The 18,965-nt window shown below is 44.1% G+C and carries 20 protein-coding genes; 1 reads left to right on the top strand and 19 read right to left on the bottom strand.

Going from position 1 to position 18,965, the window contains the following annotated elements; translation table 11 throughout:
* Window positions 1-9: 9 nt before the first annotated feature.
* The 15 genes from ACJA3J_RS03015 to ACJA3J_RS02945 all read right to left on the bottom strand — a co-directional run bounded on the left by ACJA3J_RS03015 (window position 10) and on the right by ACJA3J_RS02945 (window position 13,787).
* Window positions 10-834: a carbohydrate ABC transporter permease gene (locus tag ACJA3J_RS03015; protein WP_089651600.1), complete on the bottom strand. Its 825-nt coding sequence runs from the start codon at window positions 832-834 to the stop codon at window positions 10-12.
* Window positions 835-1,695, bottom strand: a complete 861-nt coding sequence (locus tag ACJA3J_RS03010; RefSeq protein WP_089651601.1) for a carbohydrate ABC transporter permease — start codon at window positions 1,693-1,695, stop codon at window positions 835-837.
* 80 nt (window positions 1,696-1,775) lie between these two features.
* Window positions 1,776-3,056 (bottom strand): ABC transporter substrate-binding protein, encoded by a 1,281-nt coding sequence (locus tag ACJA3J_RS03005; protein WP_406945472.1) that lies wholly within the window; start codon window positions 3,054-3,056, stop codon window positions 1,776-1,778.
* Window positions 3,057-3,281: 225 nt separating this feature from the next.
* Window positions 3,282-4,274, bottom strand: a complete 993-nt coding sequence (locus tag ACJA3J_RS03000) for a LacI family DNA-binding transcriptional regulator (protein ID WP_089651603.1) — start codon at window positions 4,272-4,274, stop codon at window positions 3,282-3,284.
* A gap of 184 nt (window positions 4,275-4,458) precedes the next feature.
* Window positions 4,459-5,514, bottom strand: a complete 1,056-nt coding sequence (locus tag ACJA3J_RS02995) for a galactitol-1-phosphate 5-dehydrogenase (protein WP_115894422.1) — start codon at window positions 5,512-5,514, stop codon at window positions 4,459-4,461.
* A 19-nt stretch (window positions 5,515-5,533) separates the two neighbouring features.
* Window positions 5,534-5,704 carry a hypothetical protein gene (locus ACJA3J_RS02990; protein WP_167356018.1) on the bottom strand — a complete coding sequence of 57 codons (171 nt, stop codon included), beginning with the start codon at window positions 5,702-5,704 and terminating at the stop codon, window positions 5,534-5,536.
* Window positions 5,705-5,728: 24 nt separating this feature from the next.
* Entirely contained in the window at window positions 5,729-6,760 is a 1,032-nt protein-coding gene (locus tag ACJA3J_RS02985) for a zinc-binding dehydrogenase (RefSeq protein WP_406945471.1), read from the bottom strand.
* 14 nt (window positions 6,761-6,774) lie between these two features.
* Entirely contained in the window at window positions 6,775-8,034 is a 1,260-nt protein-coding gene (locus ACJA3J_RS02980) for a galactitol-specific PTS transporter subunit IIC (protein WP_089651606.1), read from the bottom strand.
* Window positions 8,035-8,075: 41 nt separating this feature from the next.
* Window positions 8,076-8,360 (bottom strand): PTS sugar transporter subunit IIB, encoded by a 285-nt coding sequence (locus ACJA3J_RS02975; RefSeq protein ID WP_089651607.1) that lies wholly within the window; start codon window positions 8,358-8,360, stop codon window positions 8,076-8,078.
* 29 nt (window positions 8,361-8,389) lie between these two features.
* Window positions 8,390-8,674, bottom strand: a complete 285-nt coding sequence (locus ACJA3J_RS02970) for a PTS sugar transporter subunit IIB (RefSeq protein WP_089651608.1) — start codon at window positions 8,672-8,674, stop codon at window positions 8,390-8,392.
* Window positions 8,675-8,676: 2 nt separating this feature from the next.
* Window positions 8,677-9,162, bottom strand: coding sequence for a PTS sugar transporter subunit IIA (locus ACJA3J_RS02965; RefSeq protein WP_406945470.1), 486 nt, complete (start codon window positions 9,160-9,162; stop codon window positions 8,677-8,679).
* Window positions 9,163-9,198: 36 nt separating this feature from the next.
* Window positions 9,199-11,244 (bottom strand): BglG family transcription antiterminator, encoded by a 2,046-nt coding sequence (locus ACJA3J_RS02960; protein ID WP_406945469.1) that lies wholly within the window; start codon window positions 11,242-11,244, stop codon window positions 9,199-9,201.
* Between the two features lie 263 nt (window positions 11,245-11,507).
* Window positions 11,508-11,864, bottom strand: a complete 357-nt coding sequence (locus tag ACJA3J_RS02955) for a DHHA1 domain-containing protein (RefSeq protein ID WP_406946262.1) — start codon at window positions 11,862-11,864, stop codon at window positions 11,508-11,510.
* Window positions 11,798-12,688: an alanyl-tRNA editing protein gene (locus ACJA3J_RS02950; protein ID WP_406945468.1), complete on the bottom strand. Its 891-nt coding sequence runs from the start codon at window positions 12,686-12,688 to the stop codon at window positions 11,798-11,800. The genes ACJA3J_RS02955 and ACJA3J_RS02950 overlap by 67 nt, the downstream gene beginning before the upstream one ends.
* Before the next feature lie 136 nt (window positions 12,689-12,824).
* Window positions 12,825-13,787: an ATP-dependent 6-phosphofructokinase gene (locus ACJA3J_RS02945; RefSeq protein WP_406946261.1), complete on the bottom strand. Its 963-nt coding sequence runs from the start codon at window positions 13,785-13,787 to the stop codon at window positions 12,825-12,827.
* Between the two features lie 192 nt (window positions 13,788-13,979).
* Here ACJA3J_RS02945 and ACJA3J_RS02940 point away from each other — a divergent pair, with 192 nt between their 5' ends.
* Complete coding sequence (locus tag ACJA3J_RS02940; RefSeq protein WP_115894528.1) at window positions 13,980-14,102, top strand: YfhE family protein; 123 nt, start codon at window positions 13,980-13,982, stop codon at window positions 14,100-14,102.
* A 118-nt stretch (window positions 14,103-14,220) separates the two neighbouring features.
* Here the strand turns inward: ACJA3J_RS02940 and ACJA3J_RS02935 are convergent, their stop codons facing one another.
* The 4 genes from ACJA3J_RS02935 to ACJA3J_RS02920 all read right to left on the bottom strand — a co-directional run bounded on the left by ACJA3J_RS02935 (window position 14,221) and on the right by ACJA3J_RS02920 (window position 18,739).
* Window positions 14,221-14,802 (bottom strand): 2OG-Fe(II) oxygenase, encoded by a 582-nt coding sequence (locus tag ACJA3J_RS02935; RefSeq protein WP_406946260.1) that lies wholly within the window; start codon window positions 14,800-14,802, stop codon window positions 14,221-14,223.
* A gap of 323 nt (window positions 14,803-15,125) precedes the next feature.
* The gene (locus ACJA3J_RS02930; protein WP_406945467.1) at window positions 15,126-15,920 is read right to left on the bottom strand and encodes a cupin domain-containing protein; all 795 of its coding nucleotides are present in this window, start codon (window positions 15,918-15,920) and stop codon (window positions 15,126-15,128) included.
* Window positions 15,921-16,156: 236 nt separating this feature from the next.
* A complete protein-coding gene (locus ACJA3J_RS02925; RefSeq protein ID WP_406945466.1) occupies window positions 16,157-18,304 on the bottom strand; it encodes a DNA topoisomerase 3 in 2,148 nt (715 codons plus the stop codon).
* Window positions 18,305-18,352: 48 nt separating this feature from the next.
* Entirely contained in the window at window positions 18,353-18,739 is a 387-nt protein-coding gene (locus ACJA3J_RS02920) for a hypothetical protein (protein WP_406945465.1), read from the bottom strand.
* Window positions 18,740-18,965 lie beyond the last annotated feature (226 nt).

The raw sequence follows: 18,965 nt of genomic DNA, 5'->3' as shown, positions 1-18,965 counted from the left end.
CCTCTAAATCTATTTCACAGCGCCTTCCGAAACACCGTTGATGATTTGTTTTTGTGCAAAAAAGTAAAAAATGATAACCGGAATGACCGCAATACTAAGTCCCGCCAACGCTAGATGCCACTGTTTGGTGTACTGTCCGAAGAAGTAGAACATCTTCAACGGAATCGTAGCATTCGATTCTCCAAGGACAAGAGAAGGCAGTAAATAATCATTCCAAATCCAGATGACATTCAAAATAGCGACCGTAACTGAAATCGGTTTCAGCAAAGGGAAAATCACATACCAGAACAATTGGAAACGATTCGCTCCATCAATAATCGCCGCTTCGTCCAACGCTTTCGGTATACCCGTTAAGGCTCCGTGGTACAAGAAGATGGACAGGCTGCATCCAAAGCCTAGGTACATGAAAATAAGACCGGGCGCATTCAACATATTCACGGATCCAAACATGGAAATCAAAGGGATCATGACGGACTGGAAAGGAATTAGCATAGCCGCTACGAATACAAAGAAAAATACGCCACTCAGCTTACTTTTGTTTCGGTTCAACGCATAGGCAGCCATCGAAGAAAATAAAATGATGACCGCGATACTCAATGTTGAAATGAGAATCGAATTGAACAATGATTTCAGGAAAGTAAGCTCCTCAAAAGCTTGGATGAAATTCTCTATCGTAAACATTTCAGGCAGGCCCAGTACACCACTGAAAATTTCTCTTTTCGTCTTGAATGCATTGACGATCATCAAATAAAAAGGAGCAAGCCAAACTAAACCAAGGATGATTCCGAACACTTCCAGGCCTAATAAATTCCGACGCTCTTTACTTCTTCCCATTTACATTTCCACCTCTCGTTTCTTGTTGTAAAACACTTGCGTCAATGCGATGACAGCTACAATCAAGAAGAAAATGACCGCTTTTGCTTGTGCATAGGCCATTTCATTATCTGAAAAAGCTGTTCTCACAATTTCCATCGCCACCATCTGCGTCGAATTGAAAGGTCCTCCATTCGTTAAAGAAAGGTTTTGATCGTAAATTTTGAAACCCATCGATAATGTTAAAAACATACTTACAGTAAAGGCTGGTGCCACCAACGGAAAAGTGATATTTTTGAAACGCTGGACACTGCTCGCCCCATCGATCTTAGCCGCTTCAATCAACTCTTTTGGAATATTCTCTAAATAGGCAATATAGATAATCATGATATAGCCCGCCATTTGCCAAGCGGTCAAAATAACAAGGCCCCAAAATCCTGTACTCGTCGTAGATAGCCATCCTTGTAAAGCTTCCGACCCAATTCTATTTCCGATATCAGAAAAGACATTAATGAAAATAAACTGCCAGATGAAGCCTAAAATCAACCCTCCAATCAAGTTCGGCATGAAAAAGATCGTTCGAAGCCAGTTATTGGAGCGGATACTCCTTGTGACTAACAGCGCCAGTCCTAACCCCATGGCATTTAATAAAAGAACGGTGACGACCGCAAATTTGACGGTAAACCAAATCGAATTTAAAAATTCGGCCTCTTGAAATAACTGCACATAGTTTTGGAAGCCTACGAAAGAATTCGCTACAAGACCATTCCAATCTGTAAAAGAGAAGATAAAACCATAAACAAAGGGAACGACAACGACTAATAAAAGACTTAAAACCACAGGACTAAGGAACAACCAAAACCAAGGACTCCGATTACTCATACATTTCCTCCTCCTCTTTTTAAAAAAAGAGGCTAACATCTCAGATAAATACCGAATGTTAGCCGTTCTTAAATAACCTTCTATTGGTCCATTCTCGTCCACTCTTGCTTCGAATCTTCAACAAGCTCATCCCATGTCATTTCTCCGTCAATATATTTCTGAACGTTTGATCCTACATAATCGCCCCACGTACCAGGATATCCAAGAAAGACCCATCCAGTCGTTTGATCTTCAGAAGCGTATTGGTAGATCTCTTTGGACAATGGGTCAGAAATTTCGTCTGTATTATAGCCCTCATAAGCGGGTATGAATTTGAACTCGTTAAGCACGTAGTCCTTCCCTACATCGGAAGTGTACATCCAATCAAGAAAGTCTTTAGCCGCTTGAATCGTTTCATCATCACTGTTGTTATTGACCGCCCAGTAGTTCGGAACACCTACCGGAAGCTTGCCTTCCTCTCCATCTACAGGGATAGGGAGAATCCCCATTCCTTCTTTCGCAAAATCGGAATCCATCTGTTCAACAGATGGGTACACCCAATTCCCTTGTTGAATAATAGCTACTTCTTGGAGAGAGAAATATTGTTCTACTTGTTGTGAATAGTCCAAGCTCAACGTTGGTTGTATCGAATAATTATTTTGTAAATCAATCATACGCTTGAATTCTTTATTTCTTTCAAATTGAACACCTTCCGCCTTGTATGCCTCCATTACCATATGATTGAACTCTGGAGCAAGGTAAACATTTGATAAGTGATTGCCTGGCACCCACTTCTCTTTCGCAGGGAAAGCGAAAACTGCTTCGATACCCAGTTCATCCTTCTGGCTGTCCAGGGTTTGTACGGCTGATTCCAAATCCTCATACGTTAAAATTTCAGATGGATCAATTCCAGCCTCATTGAACATAGCCTTGTTATAGATCAATCCATATCCTTCTTGGTTAAAGGGAAGGCCATGTAATTCCCCGTCTTTCGTGACCGGGTTCAATGTTCCTTCTAGAGCTAAATCAGCGAGTTCCGTATCCGAGAGGTCCGCTAAATACTCTTCATAATTGGCAGCCTCCGTTGGCCCAGCAATACTAAAAATTTCAGGCTCATCTCCGGATGCAAACTTCGTCTTCAGTGACCCAGCATAGTCAGACCCTCCACCGACACTCGTTATTTTAATGTCGACCTCTGGGTTTTCTTCTTCGTACTTCTCTGCAAGTTCTTCAAACTGATCATTGAACTCAACTTTCCCTTGGAAGATTTCTATTGTCGTTGCATCCTCAGAGCTTTCAGACGAAGAATCAGCTCCAAAGGAACAACCAGCCAGAACACCAGCAAATAAGACAGACACCAACGCAGCACCTTTCTTTTTCATACCATCCACTCCTTTGTGATATCGGTTTCATACATAAGTAAAAAAATATTGCGTGAATCCAACAAAAAATCAAGACCAACAATTCGGCAGATGTGATATCGGTTTCACAAACGATCAAAATAAACGACTGCTTCCACCTGTTTACAAAATCTTACTATGCGCATCTTTATTAATTCGTATTATACACATATATGATAACGGTTTCAACAGTCGTTTTTATATTTTTTATGTGGAAGACCTAACGACTAGTTCCACGGAAAGTTCTTGGTCGGTTTGATCTAAGGGGTGATTTTTCAGTAAGCGCAAAAGCGTATCTACTGATTCCCTCCCCATTTCCTTAATCGGCTGCCGGATCGTTGTTAGCGCTGGATCAATCATTTCAGCAATCGGTTGGTCATCAAATCCTATGACAGCTAAGTCCTCTGGAATGTTCAGGCCCAAAGATTTAGCTTCCCTTAGTACACCCGCAGCAATTTCGTCACTTCCTGTGAAGATGGCATCAGGTCGGTCTCTCATTTCAGCAATCTGACGCATGACTTGTTTGCCGTCCTCAATCGTATGCTTATTGATGAAAACCCAACTCGTATTGATTTGGATATCATAGTCGTTCAGCGCCTTTTGAAACCCAACGTTCCGGTCTTTATCCTTTCCATCATCGACGAACAATCCACCGGTACAATAAGCGATTCTTCTATACCCCCGATCGAGCAAATGCTTCGTCCCTAAATAGGCCGCTTTCATTTGATCTACACGTACCACAGGTAAATCGGATTGGCTCATATATTCATTACAAAGCAGAATGGGGCCGAACTTCGTATAGGATTCAATTACTTCCCTGTCGTTTTCGATGGATGTCATAATCAGACCATCCACTTGCTTTGTCTTTAATAAGTTCAGAAAATATAATTCTTTATCTTTTTTTTCATCACTTTGAAACATAAGCACCTGGTAATTATTCTCGTAAGCTACCTGCTCAAGAGCGTCGACCAAATAGGAGAAAAAAGGGTTCACAATTCTCGGCACGATTACTCCGATTGTGTTGGTCAATTGTCCCCGCAATCTTCTAGCAGAGGGATTCGGGTGATAACCAAGCTCCTCCATCGCCTTGTACACAAGCTCACGTTTTTCCTTGGATATATAAGGATGATTATTGATGACGCGTGAAACCGTCGCTTTGGATAGTCCTGTCTTTTCGGCTACATCTGAAATTGTGGCCATATTGTTCACTCCATCGTTTTATGAAATCAGTTTCATATTTATCATATCTTATTATCCTTACAGGTTCAATGTTCTATAACATAGATGTGCCTACAGATGATTCATCTCTGTCCCCCTCATGCTCCAACGATCACATCATACCTATAGAAAAAAGACCGCAGGAAGCGGTCTTTTTTCTATACGTCTATTGATCTGAATGGGGGTAAAACATCACCTTAATGAAAGAACCGTTCTGATTAATCAGGCTCTCGAAAGTAGACGGCCCTTCTTCCAAAGATAATCGATGGGAAATCAGCGGCTGAATGTTCAGCTGTCCAGTACTCATATAGTGTAAAGTTGAACTCCATTCTTTCCCTGGAAAAGGGGCGGAGATGGCGTTCCAGGACCCAATGACCTTCAATTCATTACGGACAATCCTTTCAAAATAAAACCTTTCCATATCAACGTTTGCATAAGGGATGCCCATGTATAGCACTTCGCCTCCTTTTTTGGGAAGCGCCAGCACTTGTTCTGAAGTAACAGGAGAGCCAGCACATTCGACAGCTAGATCAACCCCCAACTGGTCTGTCACCTCTAGCACCCTCTCATGAGGGAGGACGTCTTTTGGGTTGATGAGCACATCTGCTCCGACTTTTGCTGCTATTTCAAGTTTTTGATCATCAATGTCTATGGCAATCACTTGTTCAGCTCCGAAAATCTTCGCCCATTGCACAGCTAGAAGTCCTATGCTTCCACATCCCATGATGGCCACTTTGGCTCCCGGCTGGACACTTGTACGGTAAAATCCGTGGGCGACTACAGATGACGGTTCCACCATGGCAGCTGCATCATAGTCCACATGATCAGGAAGGGAAAGGACATGGCTTGCAGGAAGGGTTACGAACTCAGCATATGCCCCCGGGTGACGCGCTCCAATGAGGGTCAACCTCTCACATTGGGCCAAATCCCCTTTCAGACAACTGTGGCATTCTCCACAATAGAATGTCGGACAACCTGCTACACGGTCCCCAGGTTTGATGCCTTCGACATAAGGTCCCGTTTCGACAACCTCACCGGAAAACTCGTGTCCGAAAGTCATCCCTTCTACATAAGGTCCCAATTTCTTATACCTTGAAACATCAGAACCACAAACACCAACAGCTTTCACTTTGATGACGACTTCATCTTCTTTTCTCACAACTGGATTCGGTTTTTCTTCGTACCGAATATCTTGCGCTCCATAAAGGTTCAAGGTCTTCATATGTCTCACCTTTTTCTTCCTACATATTTTCCGTATCATCCACGGGTTCGGAACCGGGGGATCTCTTATTCATGATTTTCAAACAGGCTCCACCTACAATAATAGAGTTGAAGATCATTTGGTTTTCAAAATAGACATCTCCGATAGACCGCATGGGGCCTAGCATAAATTCTAAGAATGCATCGACCATATACAACCCCTCTTTTCTTTACTCTTAATCGACAGGCGTCAATAGAACTTTGATTGCTTCCCCTTTTTTGATGGCCTGATACGCCTGTTCCCATTCCGTAATCGGAAATTCATGGGTTACCATCGAGCGAGCGTTCACTCGACCGCTGTTCATCAGTTCTAAAGACGGCTCCCAATCCGATGATTTTTGACTTCGACTTCCTACAACCCGGATTTCTTTTTGGATGATCTTTTCTAAGTCAAACTCGATTTCCGGTTTAGCGAATATACCCACTTGTCCATACTGTCCTTTTTTCTTCAACAAATCCAACGCCAGGCCAGCCGCTGGTATGGCTCCGGAACATTCGTACACGACATCTGCACCATAGCCATCTGTGAGCCCATGGACAAACTCCTGTAAATCACGCTTTTGAATATCGATGGCATAATCAATTCCCAGCTCTTCTGCCTTGCTCAACCGGATTTGGTCATGAGACAAGCCGGCAATGATCACGGTAGCTCCTCGACTTTTGGCTACCTGTGCCGTAAACAATCCTATAGGTCCCGGTCCAATGACGACCACCAGGTCTCCAGGATTGATGACTGTTTTTTCAACAGCATGATAGGTACAGGCAAGCGGCTCCGTCATTGCGCCCGAACGGTAATCGACTTGTGACGGAAGGTGGTGCACGCTTTCCTTCCGTGCAATCAAATATTTGGCGAACCCACCGTCCTGCTGGGTACCGAGACCTTTCCGATGGTTACACAGGTTGTAGTCCCCGCTTCTGCAATACTCACATTCTCCACATACATAAAAGGTCGTTTCAGACGTGACTCGATCCCCGATTTTAAATTCTGTAACGCCTTCTCCGACATCAACAACGACTCCGGAAAATTCATGTCCCAGTGTCACAGGGACCTTCACTTTATAGTGCCCTTCATACGTGTGGATGTCGGATCCGCAGATGCCCGTGTATTTAACTTCGATTTTCACTTGGTCTTTTCCGACTTCTGGTACTGGTTTATCTTGTACGACTAAATGACCGTATCCCAGTTCTGTCTTAACAAGCGCTTTCAAAATTACCCCTCCCTTTAATTGAACAAACTAAAGACTTTAAAGATGATCCAGTTGACTAAGTTTCCACCCTGGTCAATACTTGAAATCTTTGCAGACCCTTCCGGCATTTCAAAGTCAGCATTCACAGCCATTTCCGTGAATACAGGTGCCACGTCTGTAGCCATATAAAGAGATAAAGCGATCATCAATGTCCCTACAATGACGGAATGAACAATATTTCCTCGTGCAGCTCCAACGATGAAAGCGACTACAAATGGAATAGTAGCCAAGTCCCCGAACGGAAGCAAAGAGTTTCCTGGCAGAACGACGGCAAGAACAACCGTAACCGGAACAAGGATCAGAGCCGTAGAGATGACGGCAGGATGCCCAAGAGCAACGGCTGCATCAAGCCCGATATAAATTTCCCGATCGCCAAAGCGTTTAGATAACCATTCACGTGCCGACTCAGAAACAGGCATTAATCCTTCCATAAGGATTTTGACCATTCGAGGCATGAGGACCATAACCGCTGCCATAGCCATTCCGATTTCAATGACCTCCCCGACACTGTAGCCGGCAAGAATTCCGATGGTCGCTCCTAAGAACAATCCGATGAAGATCGATTCTCCGAAAATCCCAAACCGCTTCTGAATCGTCTCCGGATCAGCGTTCCAATTTTTCACCACCGGCACTTTATTCAGTAATTGCACTAAAAAGATACCAGGAGCATAAGAAATGGTACTTCCTGTGGCGATGGAAACACCCGGAAGGTCGAAGAATTTACTGACCATAGGTGCCGTCCAATCTGCGACTTTAAGGCATACGATTTGGAAAAGGACCGCTGCAATCAAACCCTGAATAATACTTCCCGAAACCGCATATACCATGGCGGCCATAAAGGTATAGTGCCAGAAATTCCAAATATCTACGTTCATCGTTTTCGTTGTTTTCGTTAAAAGCATGATGACATTAACGATAAGGCCCAAAGGAATGATGAATGCGGCGACTACGGACGCCCACGCGATTGATGAGGAGGCCGGCCAGCCTACGTCAATGACGTTCAATTCCACACCTAATCGATCCACCATGCCCTGCGCCGCTGGCCCTAAGTTATTGACCAGCAAATCTACAACTAAGAAAATCCCTACAAATGCCACTCCAATCGTTAAGCCGGATCGGAAAGCCTTTCCCGGTTTCTGTCCGAACAGTAAACCTAATAAGAAAATGGCGACAGGCAGAATGACTGTTGCCCCTAAGTCTAAGAATCCTTGTACGATGTCGACGAAACCCTGCATGAAAAATCCTCCCTCGTTCTATCAGGTGACCAATCGTCCGTTTACTTCTTTAGTTCCTGTAGAATTTCTTTTTTTGTCTCTTCTGTTCCAATTCCAGTCAAAAAGGATCTCGCGTTAATCACAGGGAAACGATAATCCTTCTGAGTCATAGCTGTCGTCACCAGCAAATCAGCTGTATCTTCATAACTGCCCACTTCTGCGATTTTGATTTGGACAAGATCGACGTCCAAGTTATTTTCTTTTGCCATATCTTCAATCGCTCCATTCACGACTGTAGATGTTGCGATTCCTGCTCCACATGCGACCAATACTTGTTTCTTTGCCATGATTATTTCTCTCCTTTTTTAGTAGATTCCTATTTTTGAAGCGCTGTCAAAATCTCTTTTTTCGTAGCATCCGTCCCGATTCCTGTTAGAAACGATCTCGCATTGATGACCGGAAACGAATATTCCTTCTGTGTCATAGCTGTCGTGACCAGTAAGTCTGCTGTGTCTTCATAGCCACCGACTTCTGCAATTTTAATTTGGACAAGGTCGACATCCAAATTGTTTTCTTTCGCCATTTCTTCAATTGCTCCGTTTACGACTGTAGACGTTGCGATTCCTGCTCCACATGCGACCAATACTTGTTTCTTCGCCATGATTATTTCTCTCCTTCAAGCGCATCAAAGTCCAGTTTTTCTTCCAACAGACCTCTGATGCTCGATTTATTTTTTTCTTTAAGAATTGATAACAAAACCTCTTCATTTTGGAAAACGGCCATCAACTGCTGCAACAAAGATAACTGGGAATGGGCTTCATCCATAGCTAACAAAAATACGATTTGGACTGGAATCGTTTCCTCATCATCACCCATGACGCCGAACTCGACCGCTCTGTCCAACACTCCTATACTCACTGTCTTCCGGTGAACATGTTCCACATCCGTATGGGGAATAGCCACCGCTACACCTGAAGTTGGCAGCCCTGTCGCGTATTCTTCTTCCCTTTTGATAATTGCGGGAATGAAGCTCTCCTTGACTAAATCTAAATCCACTAGATTCTGACCCATTTTCTCTAATACTTCTTCTTTGGATATCGCTTCTACGTTCAGTAGAATGACAGATTCATTAAAGTAAATATTGCTCATCTTATTCACCACTTATTTATAAGATATTGACTCCGTTCATTCACCGGAGTAACTCTGGATCAGTTCATGGATCTCTTTCGTTTCTTCCATTTGCATGAGTCGGTTCCGATCCAGCTCTGAGCTTGCTAAGTTCATCAATTGCATCAATCCATGCATATGCTTTTTCTTATCTTCAGCTGCGATGACGACGATAACGTGTACCTTTTCATCCGGATTAAAGGAAACCCCTTCCTTCACCTTCAATAGACTCATCCCTGCTCTATTCACTCCGTCTTCTGGAGCTGCATGGGGAATGGCAAAGTGAGGAGCGATAATGATATAAGGATCCCTCACCATCTGGTGGACCATCGTCTCCACGTACCTTTCTTCTACGTATCTCTTTTGTACGAGAGGTTCAGATGCGATTCTAAGAGCTTCTTCCCAAGAGTCCACTGACCTTCTTACTGTAATGTGATCCATTTGGATAAAATCATCTAAATGTAGGGATCTGCGCTCTAAGCTACGTTTGATGGATGACTCTTCATCACGATGAACATAAGAGTTGAGTTCTTCAATCAATGCTTTTTCATCATGGACTGTCGTGTGATTTTTAATAATATCCATGAGATGATCCACATGGATGTCATTCAGAATGTAGCCTTGCACATCCATCATGACCTGCTTTCTTAACCTCAAGCGGTCGTCCTGATTTAAAAATGCCTTGCAGACCATCACTTTTTCTTCACTTTCCAGCATAGTTGTGGAGAATACATAGTCGTAATCCAATTCATACTCCATGTATTCACGGACGGATAAAGAATCCAGAAAAACAAATTCCGGAAACAGTTCCGTCAATTGATTAAAGAGTAATCGTGATACCGAAACTCCTTGAGGGCAAACGACTATTGCCTTTACCTTTTTCTCAATACTTTCTCCTTGTCTCGTCATCCATCCTCCAATAAGCATAGTCACATAGGTGACTTCGTTATCTGGAATTTCTTCGTCAATATAAGCTTTCAGTGGAGAAATGGATCGCTTGACGAGATGATGGACTTCCTTGAGCTCTTCTGTAATGGAACCTTGAATGACTTGTGTTTCTGTAAGCCCGTATTTGATCCGGTAGTAAGCCGGGCGAATGTGTTGAAAAAGCTTTTCGACCAGCTGTGATCGATCTTGGAAGTTGATACAGGCACTTCTTTCGAAAAGCTGAAGCATTTGTTCTATGACTGGAATCAAGTCCCCCCTCGAACCTACATCGGACAGTTCTTCTGAACGATATACATTTGTCGTCAATAAATGAAGAGTCATGAATAACCGCTCTTCTTCAGGGATATCAATGGATTCAAAAATTCCCCCAATGACTTGATATTCGTTCGTACTCGATATATCTTCATGCTTCACAGGGAAGGTGGAGATGACGAACCCCCTCTCCATCCTTCTTAATATCAACGCAAGGATGTAAGGCATGGTTTCCATTTTTTCATCTGTGAACTGAATATTGAGCTGGTCTTCAAATTTTTCAATTTTTTGCGTGAATCTCCTCAATTGTTCTGAAGATAGAAGGGCCAATTCTTCCACTTTGCTTGCCCCGTTATGCACCAACAATTCGTAAGTCACCTTAATGAGGACCCGACGAATCTGGAACTCTTTCCCCTCCAGCATATAACCTTGTTTCCTTGTGTATTTGATGGTTACGCCATACGATTCCAAAAAGGATTGGGCCTGCTTCAAATCATTGAGAATGGTATTCTTGCTGAAATCCAACTCAAAGGTAAAATGATTCAGGGATAGCTCTTCTCTGCTCAGAAGCATCAAAATAATGAAATAAATCCTTTGTTTTTCAGATAAGACGGCTACGCCAACCGACGACTTCTGTTCGCCATTCACTTGAGCGAAGACCGACCGATCAATGATGAATTGCCCTTGTCTTGTACGCTCAATTTCAGGAAGGTTGTGAGACACTAACCAATCGTTGATTTTATTGAAGCTGTAACCAAGTTGCCTCCGTGTTAACTCGTACTTCTTTTCGAGTGTTGTACTTGTGATTCTCGGATTGACAACCAATTCTTGAAGAATTTTGTTGCTTCTTTCATTGAGTTCCACTCTCTGTCCCCCTTCCGCATTTTTATTGTAGCACCTATAAAAACGTCTATGTATACGCTTTCATCCCAAGATAGTGAATAGGGATTGTACATCATAGGGATTTACTTTTTTAAAATTCAAACATTTGTAGTGGAAAAATAGGCATCTCCCCCCCTTTTGAAGCCACGTGTCTATTCATTTGAGGGGTGCCATATATGGATGGAAAATAAAAAGACAACCTGCGTGATCGACAGATTGTCTTTCTTTGATCCTGTTAGGAAGAATTACAAAAGGTTATGGATTCGACCAGCAAAAGACTGCCCGTCCATCAGCCTCTTTCCTCCCCCTTGAACAAAGTTCGGTTTTCCTCCGCCCTTTCCTTCGATAAGGGGCATCACCTGCTTGGCGACCTCGTTCATATTCCTATCGATGTCCTCTCCGCGAGCAAGCACAAACTGTAACTGTTTCTCCTGTTCACTGATCAGAATGACATATGCTTCTGGAGCTTTTTCGATGATGGCTTTCCCTAGACACTGCAGCGTCTTTATTGAACGATCATTAAAGACACGCTGGATCACCGACTGCCTGTTGGACGCTGAAAGGATTTCTTCCGCTTCATAGTGAAGGAGTTGTCCCTCCAGCTCGGCAATTTTCTTATCCTTTTCCTTACTTGCATGGATAAGCTCACCAACTTCATCGACAAGCTGTTGTTCCGGCTTCGGAACAACAGCTTCAATTCGGTCAACACCTGATGCTTCTGACCGAGTTTTTGCAAGACACGATTACCGCACACGAACTCTAAGCGCACCTGGTGCTTGTTTTTTGTCCATCCTAAAAACTTGGCAGCCATGACTTCACCTGTGGAATGAGGGTGCGTACCCCCACAGCCGTTGTAATCGATCTCCGGGATGATAACAAGGCGCACATCACCCTTAACGGCGAGTGGTTTACGAAGCGGGTACTCCCCCGCCTCCGTGACCGACATCCACTTCGTTTCAACTGGGTAATTGTAGCGAATGATCTGGTTGACCTGTTCCTCCACTTTTACCAACGTTTCATTAGACAGCTTTCCCGTATCTAAATCAATCGTCACCGTATCTTTTCCTAAATGAAAGCTCGTGGTCGGGATATCGAACTGATCGTCGAAAACAGCTGAAATGATATGCTGGCCACAGTGCTGCTGCATGTGGTCAAGCCGTCGCTCTTGATTGACCTTCCCATGCACCCTTCCTTCTGTGGACAAATCTTCTTTTATGTAATGGCGTACTTCATCGTCCACTTCTTCGACACCGAACACCTCAACATCATTCAAAGTTCCTTCGTCGTGCGGCTGGCCTCCGCCTGTCGGGTAAAACGCTGTTTCTTCGAGCACTACATACAAACCGCGTTCATCTTCATCTGTTTGAACCATCTTTGAGTCAAAATCCATCGTATAAACATCTTCATAGTACAGTTTTCTCGTCATTGGACGTTCCTCCTATGTATTCTTAAGGGTATCGTAACACGTATAGAAGGTCGAAGTGTTTCACTCACCCTTTATGACCATTCCTTCATTAAAAAAAGAAAGGGCAAGCGTCTACAACGCTTGCACACATTCCGATTTAAATAGACAGCCTCCCTGACAACTCGTACATGCCTTCATCAATTTGAGACGTTTGTGAAAAGACATCATCAAATATGTAGCTCACAGGCGTATTGTTTTTAAGACCGACGACCTTGCCAGATTCTTTCGCGAGTAGCAGATCAATCGCATATGCACCTAACCGACTGGCCAGCACTCGGTCTCTCGCAGTTGGAGCTCCCCCACGCTGCGTATGGCCTAGAACGGTGACGCGGGATTCAATCCCTGCTTCTTCTTTCAACTTGGTGTTGAGATCGATTCCACTCACACCACTACCTTCCGCTACAATGATGATACTGTACCTTTTGTCTCGAGAAGGTCCACTTTTAATCTGTTCAAAAATGGTGTTGATGTCCTCTTTTTTCTCAGGAATCAAAATATTCTCTGCTCCACCGGCAAGCCCCGACCATAACGCCAGGTTCCCTGTATCTCTTCCCATCACTTCAATGATTGATGATTTTTCATGGGAAGATGCCGTATCACGAATACGATCAATATAATCAATGATTGTATTTAACCCTGTATCAAAGCCGATGGCCTCAGCCACACCCGGGATATCATTATCGATCGTGGCCGGGATGGCGATACATGGAAAGTTCTTTTTTTGCAATGAAGCAGCAATTGATAAGTCTTCTATTCCGCCAATCACAACTAAGGAATCGATTCCTTGTTTGTGCAGTTTTTCGATGGCTTTCTCCTGACCTGCATCCGTGTGAATTTCATCACATGTGTAGGATTGCAGGATCGTTCCTCCGCGTTGAATAATAGAGCCCACGGATGATGCATCCATTTTCTCCAACGTTTCATTCAATAGGCCTTGAAAACCATACTTGATTCCAACCATTTCAACGCCGTAATAGATTCCTGACCTTACGACTGATCGTATGGCTGCGTTCATTCCGGGAGCATCAGCTCCACTCGTCAACACACCGATTCTATCCATCGTCATCACTCACTTTCCTACGAATCAACACTATATATTCTATACCCTTCCAATGCCTGCCACAAGTCGGCCTTCTTCACCAATAAAGCAATGGTATGAGTTTAGAGGGAGGCCCAACGCCTCCAGCCATAGAATAACCTTATCCCAAACCGTTCATAATGAAACTAATGACAGGTAAAGGAGGGATTAGGAATGAAATCGAAAGCCCAAATTTCCAAAGAAAAAAGAAGTACATTAACCAAAGCACAAGAAGTAAAGTTCCAGCAAGAATTTAAACGAGCGAATAAAATCGTAGAAAACACAAGAATGAAGTAATGGTCCATACAGCGGTCTTCCCCTTACTGTCATAAGAAAACACCCAGCACTGCCATCCTTGGGGCATGCTGGGTGTTTCATTATGTTTAAATACGTCATTTTCTCTCTGTCGCTTTCCTTACCTATACTGTTTTCTCCGTACCCACATCGTCGCTGCCCATTTTTCTCCGATTGAGACGGGAGAGCCGCCGTGCAGGGTCCGTTCATTGATTACAGGGTCGGAATAAAAATATTCGAAATAGACCCCCATGCCTTTTTGAGGAGAGACAGATAAATTCATGTGCGGGAAGTACGTTTCCCCACCCTCTTCAACATCGTTCAAGTAAAGTACAAGCGTGCTGATTCTCGGGTTGTTCTTTGCCTGGACCTTCGATTTAAAATAGTCATAATGCACTTTATATTCCTGGCCTTGTTTATAATTCAAGATGTGAAGTCCTTCTCCATGTTCAACGGGTACATTCATAATGTGCGCCAACCGTTTTTCTATCCGTGTGGTCACATCGTCCTCTGGAAGGAACGTACTGCTGCTCGTCCGAATGTCACTTACTTCATGACGCGAGCCGATTTTCGACCGGTTCATCCGATCTTGAGAGAGACGGATAAGCTCGTCACATTCGGCATCACTGACGACATTTCCCAATATAGCAATCTTAGGATCTTCCATTTTGGCAATGATCGCAATCTCACGGTCTTCTGTCATAATCCTGTTGCCCTTGTGGTCAAAGATGGAAGCTTCTTTCACTGTTAATGTCAACTTTTCATCAACCTCTTCTTATTTTAATAAAACGCTTTCAAATAAACGGATATCCTTGAAGAAGATCGGATATGAGAAATATCTTACCACCTTTTTATGTTTTATTCCTGAGTTTTTATAAAAATTACAAAATTGTTCACAAATGACAAATGGTTTACTATTTTTATTTATCTGACCCCCAAAGAATGGTTGATTTTATTAAAAAAACACTACCCCTTCACGTCTTCCACATTGTAAGGAGATAGTGTTTTTACCTACCCAAGATTAAACTACTGCATCTTTTTACTTTGTTGAAGAAGCTTGGATTTTCCTGTCCTTTCCCATTCTTCTACTGTTTCATAGGCTTTTTCAGGAGTATATCCCTTCCCTACAAGCAATCCCATTAAGATGAACTCTTGAAGGATGTGCGTAGCATTGATCCCTCTTTTAACATCTTCTAACCCTTCCTTCACCAAGTATTCCGTGTACTTCACCCATTCGTCTGGAGTCTTACCATAAACAAGGGTATTTCCATTTCCTTGACCGTTGTCTTCTTCCGCAGTCATCGCTTCTGCTTTGGTTGCATGAACCGTACCAAATGTATGATTAGGAGGGGCGTATATCGAATAGAGTTTAAGCGGCGTATCACCTGTATTGGTTACATTATGCCACGTTCCAGCAGGGATCATGATGGCGTCATCATCATAGACATTTCTTTCAAAACTTAAATCATTTTTAGTCTCGCCCATTTGAACAATTCCCTGCCCCTGTTCAATACGTAGGAACTGATCGACATTTGGATGCACTTCTAACCCAATATCTCCACCTGGGGGTATACTCATTAAGGTTACTTGTAAGTTTGATCCTGTCCATAAAGCCGTTCGATAGGTTTGATTTTGCTTCGTCGCTTCATTGATATTTATGACGAATGGACCAGGCCCATAATCTTCTGCCATCACCCTGTTATAGTAAGAATATTCATATGCCTGGTTAGGAACAGGCCAATAATCTGTAGAATTTCTGTAGCCATACGCCGGATGATTCACATAGTATGGATATGGATGCGTGTAGGGTCCCACATACATTTTCTCAAATCCCTTCCCATTTGTTGATTTATCCTATGTACGGAAAGAGAAGAGTGTCCTTGATGTATGGTTTTGTAGTGAATGAAACCATTTCCTCTGATACACGATGGCACTCACTGCCTGTCCCCTTGAGAAGGGGGAAAACTAAATGAATATCCTACACTTCCTCAACAAAAAAAGCCTGCCTCCTTGTGCTAATGGGTTCACACAAAGAGAGGCAAGCACGAATAACATGTCTAACTTTTTTCTTCCGCTTTCTTTTTAAAATCGAATTTGATTTTGAAATCTTCATCCAGTGTTAAAGCCGTACTGAACGTCTTCTTTCCCTTAAACCCTTTCAACACCTTCGTCCGTTTCTTCTCACAAAGCGTTTTAATCATATTTGCACTCAGGGATTTCCCTGCCAATCTTTTCGGAAAGCTCACCTTACATCCATTTTTGTATTCGGAACAAGCATAAAATTTGTAACGGTCCATGATGGAGCCCGTCTGACATGCCGGACATTTGGCGATCGGCTGGTTCCACTTCTTCTTCTCGCCAGTATTTCGGATTTGAACCTGTTGAATGGAATCAGGAGTCTCTTGGATCAGTTTTTCAATAAACTGACTCGTCTGTTTGATGAACGTTTGTTTCGATCCTTCTCCGCTTCCGATTTTCTTCAAATACGATTCCCATTTGGCGGTCATGGACGGGCTCGATAACAGCGTCCCTTCAATGGCTTCACAAAGCGTGATTCCTTTGGCCGTGACGTAGACATTGTTCTTTTTCACTTCAATGTATTTTTGAGCCTTGATCGTTTCAATGATGCTTGAGCGGGTGGCTTCAGTACCGAGACCTTCGACTTCTTTCAGGATCTCCACGTCTTCCTCGTCATCCATTAGCTTTCCACACGTTTTCATCATGTTGATCAGCTGTCCTTCGGTGTACGGTTTCGGCGGCTGCGTCATACTTTCTTTTATATGAAGGCGTGCGCCTACCTCTTCCCCTTTTTGGACATTTGGAAGAAGTGCATCTTTATCGTGTTTCGCTTTGGACGGCTTAGGAAAAAGCTCTTTCCATCCTTGATGCACTTCCCTCCTGCCTGTCGATTTGAAAGGCAGGTCATGAACATGTGTGAAAATGGTCGTTTCTTCGTACACGTAATCGCTATGGAACATCGCGAGCGTCGTAGCCAAGACCTCTGTATAAATGTTGCGTTCCTCACGGCTCAGCCCATTCAGCTTCTTTTCCGTTGGGATGGACTTCGTCGGGATGATGGCATAGTGCTCCTGAACTTTCTTGCTGTCCACATACCGCTTTCGAGGTTTCAAAGAGATAGGTGTGAAAGAAACGTTCAGCGTATCCTGGTAGGACTTCAAGTTGTTCACTACATAAGAGAATTCGCTTTCCGTGATGTAATTACAGTCAGTCCTCGGATAGGAGACTAGTTTTTTCTCATAGAGTTTTTGCATCGTCTTCAGCACCTGCGACGGTGTGTACTTCCAGCGTCTGTTCGCAACACTTTGCAAGGTGGACAACGAATGCAGTTTCGGTGATTTTTGATGTTTGGTCTTTTTGTCTACCCGTTGGACCATTCCTGAATGGTCTTCTTTTTCTTTCAGCCCATGCTTGTCCATCAGCGCCTGAACCTTAGCTTTATCCTTTTCCTTAATTTCCGCTAAACCCTTATAGGAACCTGTCTCTGATTGAAAAAGTCCTTCGATTTGATAGAAAGGCTCGGACACAAAGTTCTCAATCTCCTTGTGTCTCTGGTAGATCAAGTAGACCGTAGGCGACTGCACCCGGCCGATGGACAGATAGCTTCCAAAGCCTTTTTTCTGTAAATGTAAGGTGAACAGGCGGCTGGCGTTGATCCCTACCATCCAATCACTAATTTGACGGGCCTTCGCTTCATCAAACATCCGCAGATCTTTTTCATTGTTTTGTAGATTCTTAAATCCTTTACGCACTTCATCCTTCTCAAGAGAATTGATCCACAAGCGGCGAACCGGCTTCCCTTTCACGCCTGTTAAACGGAGAATGCTGTAGAAAATGTTCGAACCTTCCCGGTCGACATCGGCAGCATTCACTAGCACGTCCGCTTGTTGGAACAAACGCTTGACCTCTTTAAACTGCTCCCACTTCCCTTTCGACACTTTTTCAAGAAATCGATCAGGTACAATCGGCAGTTGATCAAGCTTCCATCTCTTCCACTCCGGTTTATAGTCATGCGGTTCTTTCAATTCCACCAAATGACCGACGCCCCATGTTATCGTCGCCCCATTCGGGAAGGTATCATCTGGTTTTAGTACAATATATGTTTTCGTCTTTTCCTGTATTGTAAAAGCCTCTGCATATGCTTTTGCCTGAGAGGGTTTTTCGGCTAAGATGACCACTCGTGTCATGGTCTCCCACTCCCTTCATTGAACCCCAAGAGTACTATGGGATGAAGCTTAAAGCAAGGGTTTGACGTAGTTCTCTTGTTCTTTGGCGTGATGCGCTTGACCTTTTGGGCGGGTTGCTTTTCCTTTGGCACGACTCGCCACTCCTTTGGCGCGACTCGCTCTCTCTTTGGCGCGACTTGCTCTTCCTTTGGCGCGACTCGATGCTCCTTTGGCGCGACTCGCTCTTCCTTTGGCGCGACTCGCTCTCCCTTTGGCGCGACTCGCTCTTCCTTTGGCGCGACTCGCCACTCCTTTGGCGCGACTCGCTCTTCCTTTGGCGCGACTCGATGCTCCTTTGGCGCGACCCGCTCTCCCTTTGGCGCGACTCGCTCTCCCTTTGGTGCGACTTGCTCTTCCTTTGGCGCGACTCGATGCTCCTTTGGCGCGACTCGCCACTCCTTTGGCGCGACTCGCTCTCCCTTTGGCGCGACTCGCCCTTCCTTTGGCGCGACTCGCCTCCCTTTGGCGCGACCCGCTCTTCCTTTGGCGCGACTCGCTCTTCCTTTGGCGCGACTCGCTCTCCCTTTGGCGCGACTCGCTCTTCCTTTGGCGCGACTCGCTCTCCCTTTGGCGCGACTCGCCACTCCTTTGGCGCGACTCGCTCTCCCTTTGGCGCGACTTG

It is taken from the genome of Halobacillus sp. SY10 (assembly GCF_045401165.1).
Lineage (GTDB): Bacteria > Bacillota > Bacilli > Bacillales > Halobacillaceae > Halobacillus > Halobacillus aidingensis.
The sequence above is the reverse complement of the archived record's forward strand: the minus strand, read 5'-3'. Positions and strand labels throughout refer to the sequence as shown.

Excerpts from the sequence above, each read along its gene's own strand:
- ACJA3J_RS03015 (WP_089651600.1), bottom strand. The coding sequence starts at position 834 with ATGGGAAGAAGTAAAGAGCGTCGGAATTTATTAGGCCTGGAAGTGTTC.
- ACJA3J_RS03010 (WP_089651601.1), bottom strand. The coding sequence starts at position 1,695 with ATGAGTAATCGGAGTCCTTGGTTTTGGTTGTTCCTTAGTCCTGTGGTT.
- ACJA3J_RS03005 (WP_406945472.1), bottom strand. The coding sequence starts at position 3,056 with ATGAAAAAGAAAGGTGCTGCGTTGGTGTCTGTCTTATTTGCTGGTGTT.
- ACJA3J_RS03000 (WP_089651603.1), bottom strand. The coding sequence starts at position 4,274 with ATGGCCACAATTTCAGATGTAGCCGAAAAGACAGGACTATCCAAAGCG.
- ACJA3J_RS02995 (WP_115894422.1), bottom strand. The coding sequence starts at position 5,514 with ATGAAGACCTTGAACCTTTATGGAGCGCAAGATATTCGGTACGAAGAA.
- ACJA3J_RS02990 (WP_167356018.1), bottom strand. The coding sequence starts at position 5,704 with ATGGTCGATGCATTCTTAGAATTTATGCTAGGCCCCATGCGGTCTATC.
- ACJA3J_RS02980 (WP_089651606.1), bottom strand. The coding sequence starts at position 8,034 with ATGCAGGGTTTCGTCGACATCGTACAAGGATTCTTAGACTTAGGGGCA.
- ACJA3J_RS02975 (WP_089651607.1), bottom strand. The coding sequence starts at position 8,360 with ATGGCAAAGAAACAAGTATTGGTCGCATGTGGAGCAGGAATCGCAACA.
- ACJA3J_RS02970 (WP_089651608.1), bottom strand. The coding sequence starts at position 8,674 with ATGGCGAAGAAACAAGTATTGGTCGCATGTGGAGCAGGAATCGCAACG.
- ACJA3J_RS02965 (WP_406945470.1), bottom strand. The coding sequence starts at position 9,162 with ATGAGCAATATTTACTTTAATGAATCTGTCATTCTACTGAACGTAGAA.
- ACJA3J_RS02950 (WP_406945468.1), bottom strand. The coding sequence starts at position 12,688 with ATGACGAGAAAACTGTACTATGAAGATGTTTATACGATGGATTTTGAC.
- ACJA3J_RS02945 (WP_406946261.1), bottom strand. The coding sequence starts at position 13,787 with ATGGATAGAATCGGTGTGTTGACGAGTGGAGCTGATGCTCCCGGAATG.
- ACJA3J_RS02940 (WP_115894528.1), top strand. The coding sequence starts at position 13,980 with ATGAAATCGAAAGCCCAAATTTCCAAAGAAAAAAGAAGTACATTAACC.
- ACJA3J_RS02935 (WP_406946260.1), bottom strand. The coding sequence starts at position 14,802 with ATGACAGAAGACCGTGAGATTGCGATCATTGCCAAAATGGAAGATCCT.
- ACJA3J_RS02930 (WP_406945467.1), bottom strand. The coding sequence starts at position 15,920 with ATGTATGTGGGACCCTACACGCATCCATATCCATACTATGTGAATCAT.
- ACJA3J_RS02925 (WP_406945466.1), bottom strand. The coding sequence starts at position 18,304 with ATGACACGAGTGGTCATCTTAGCCGAAAAACCCTCTCAGGCAAAAGCA.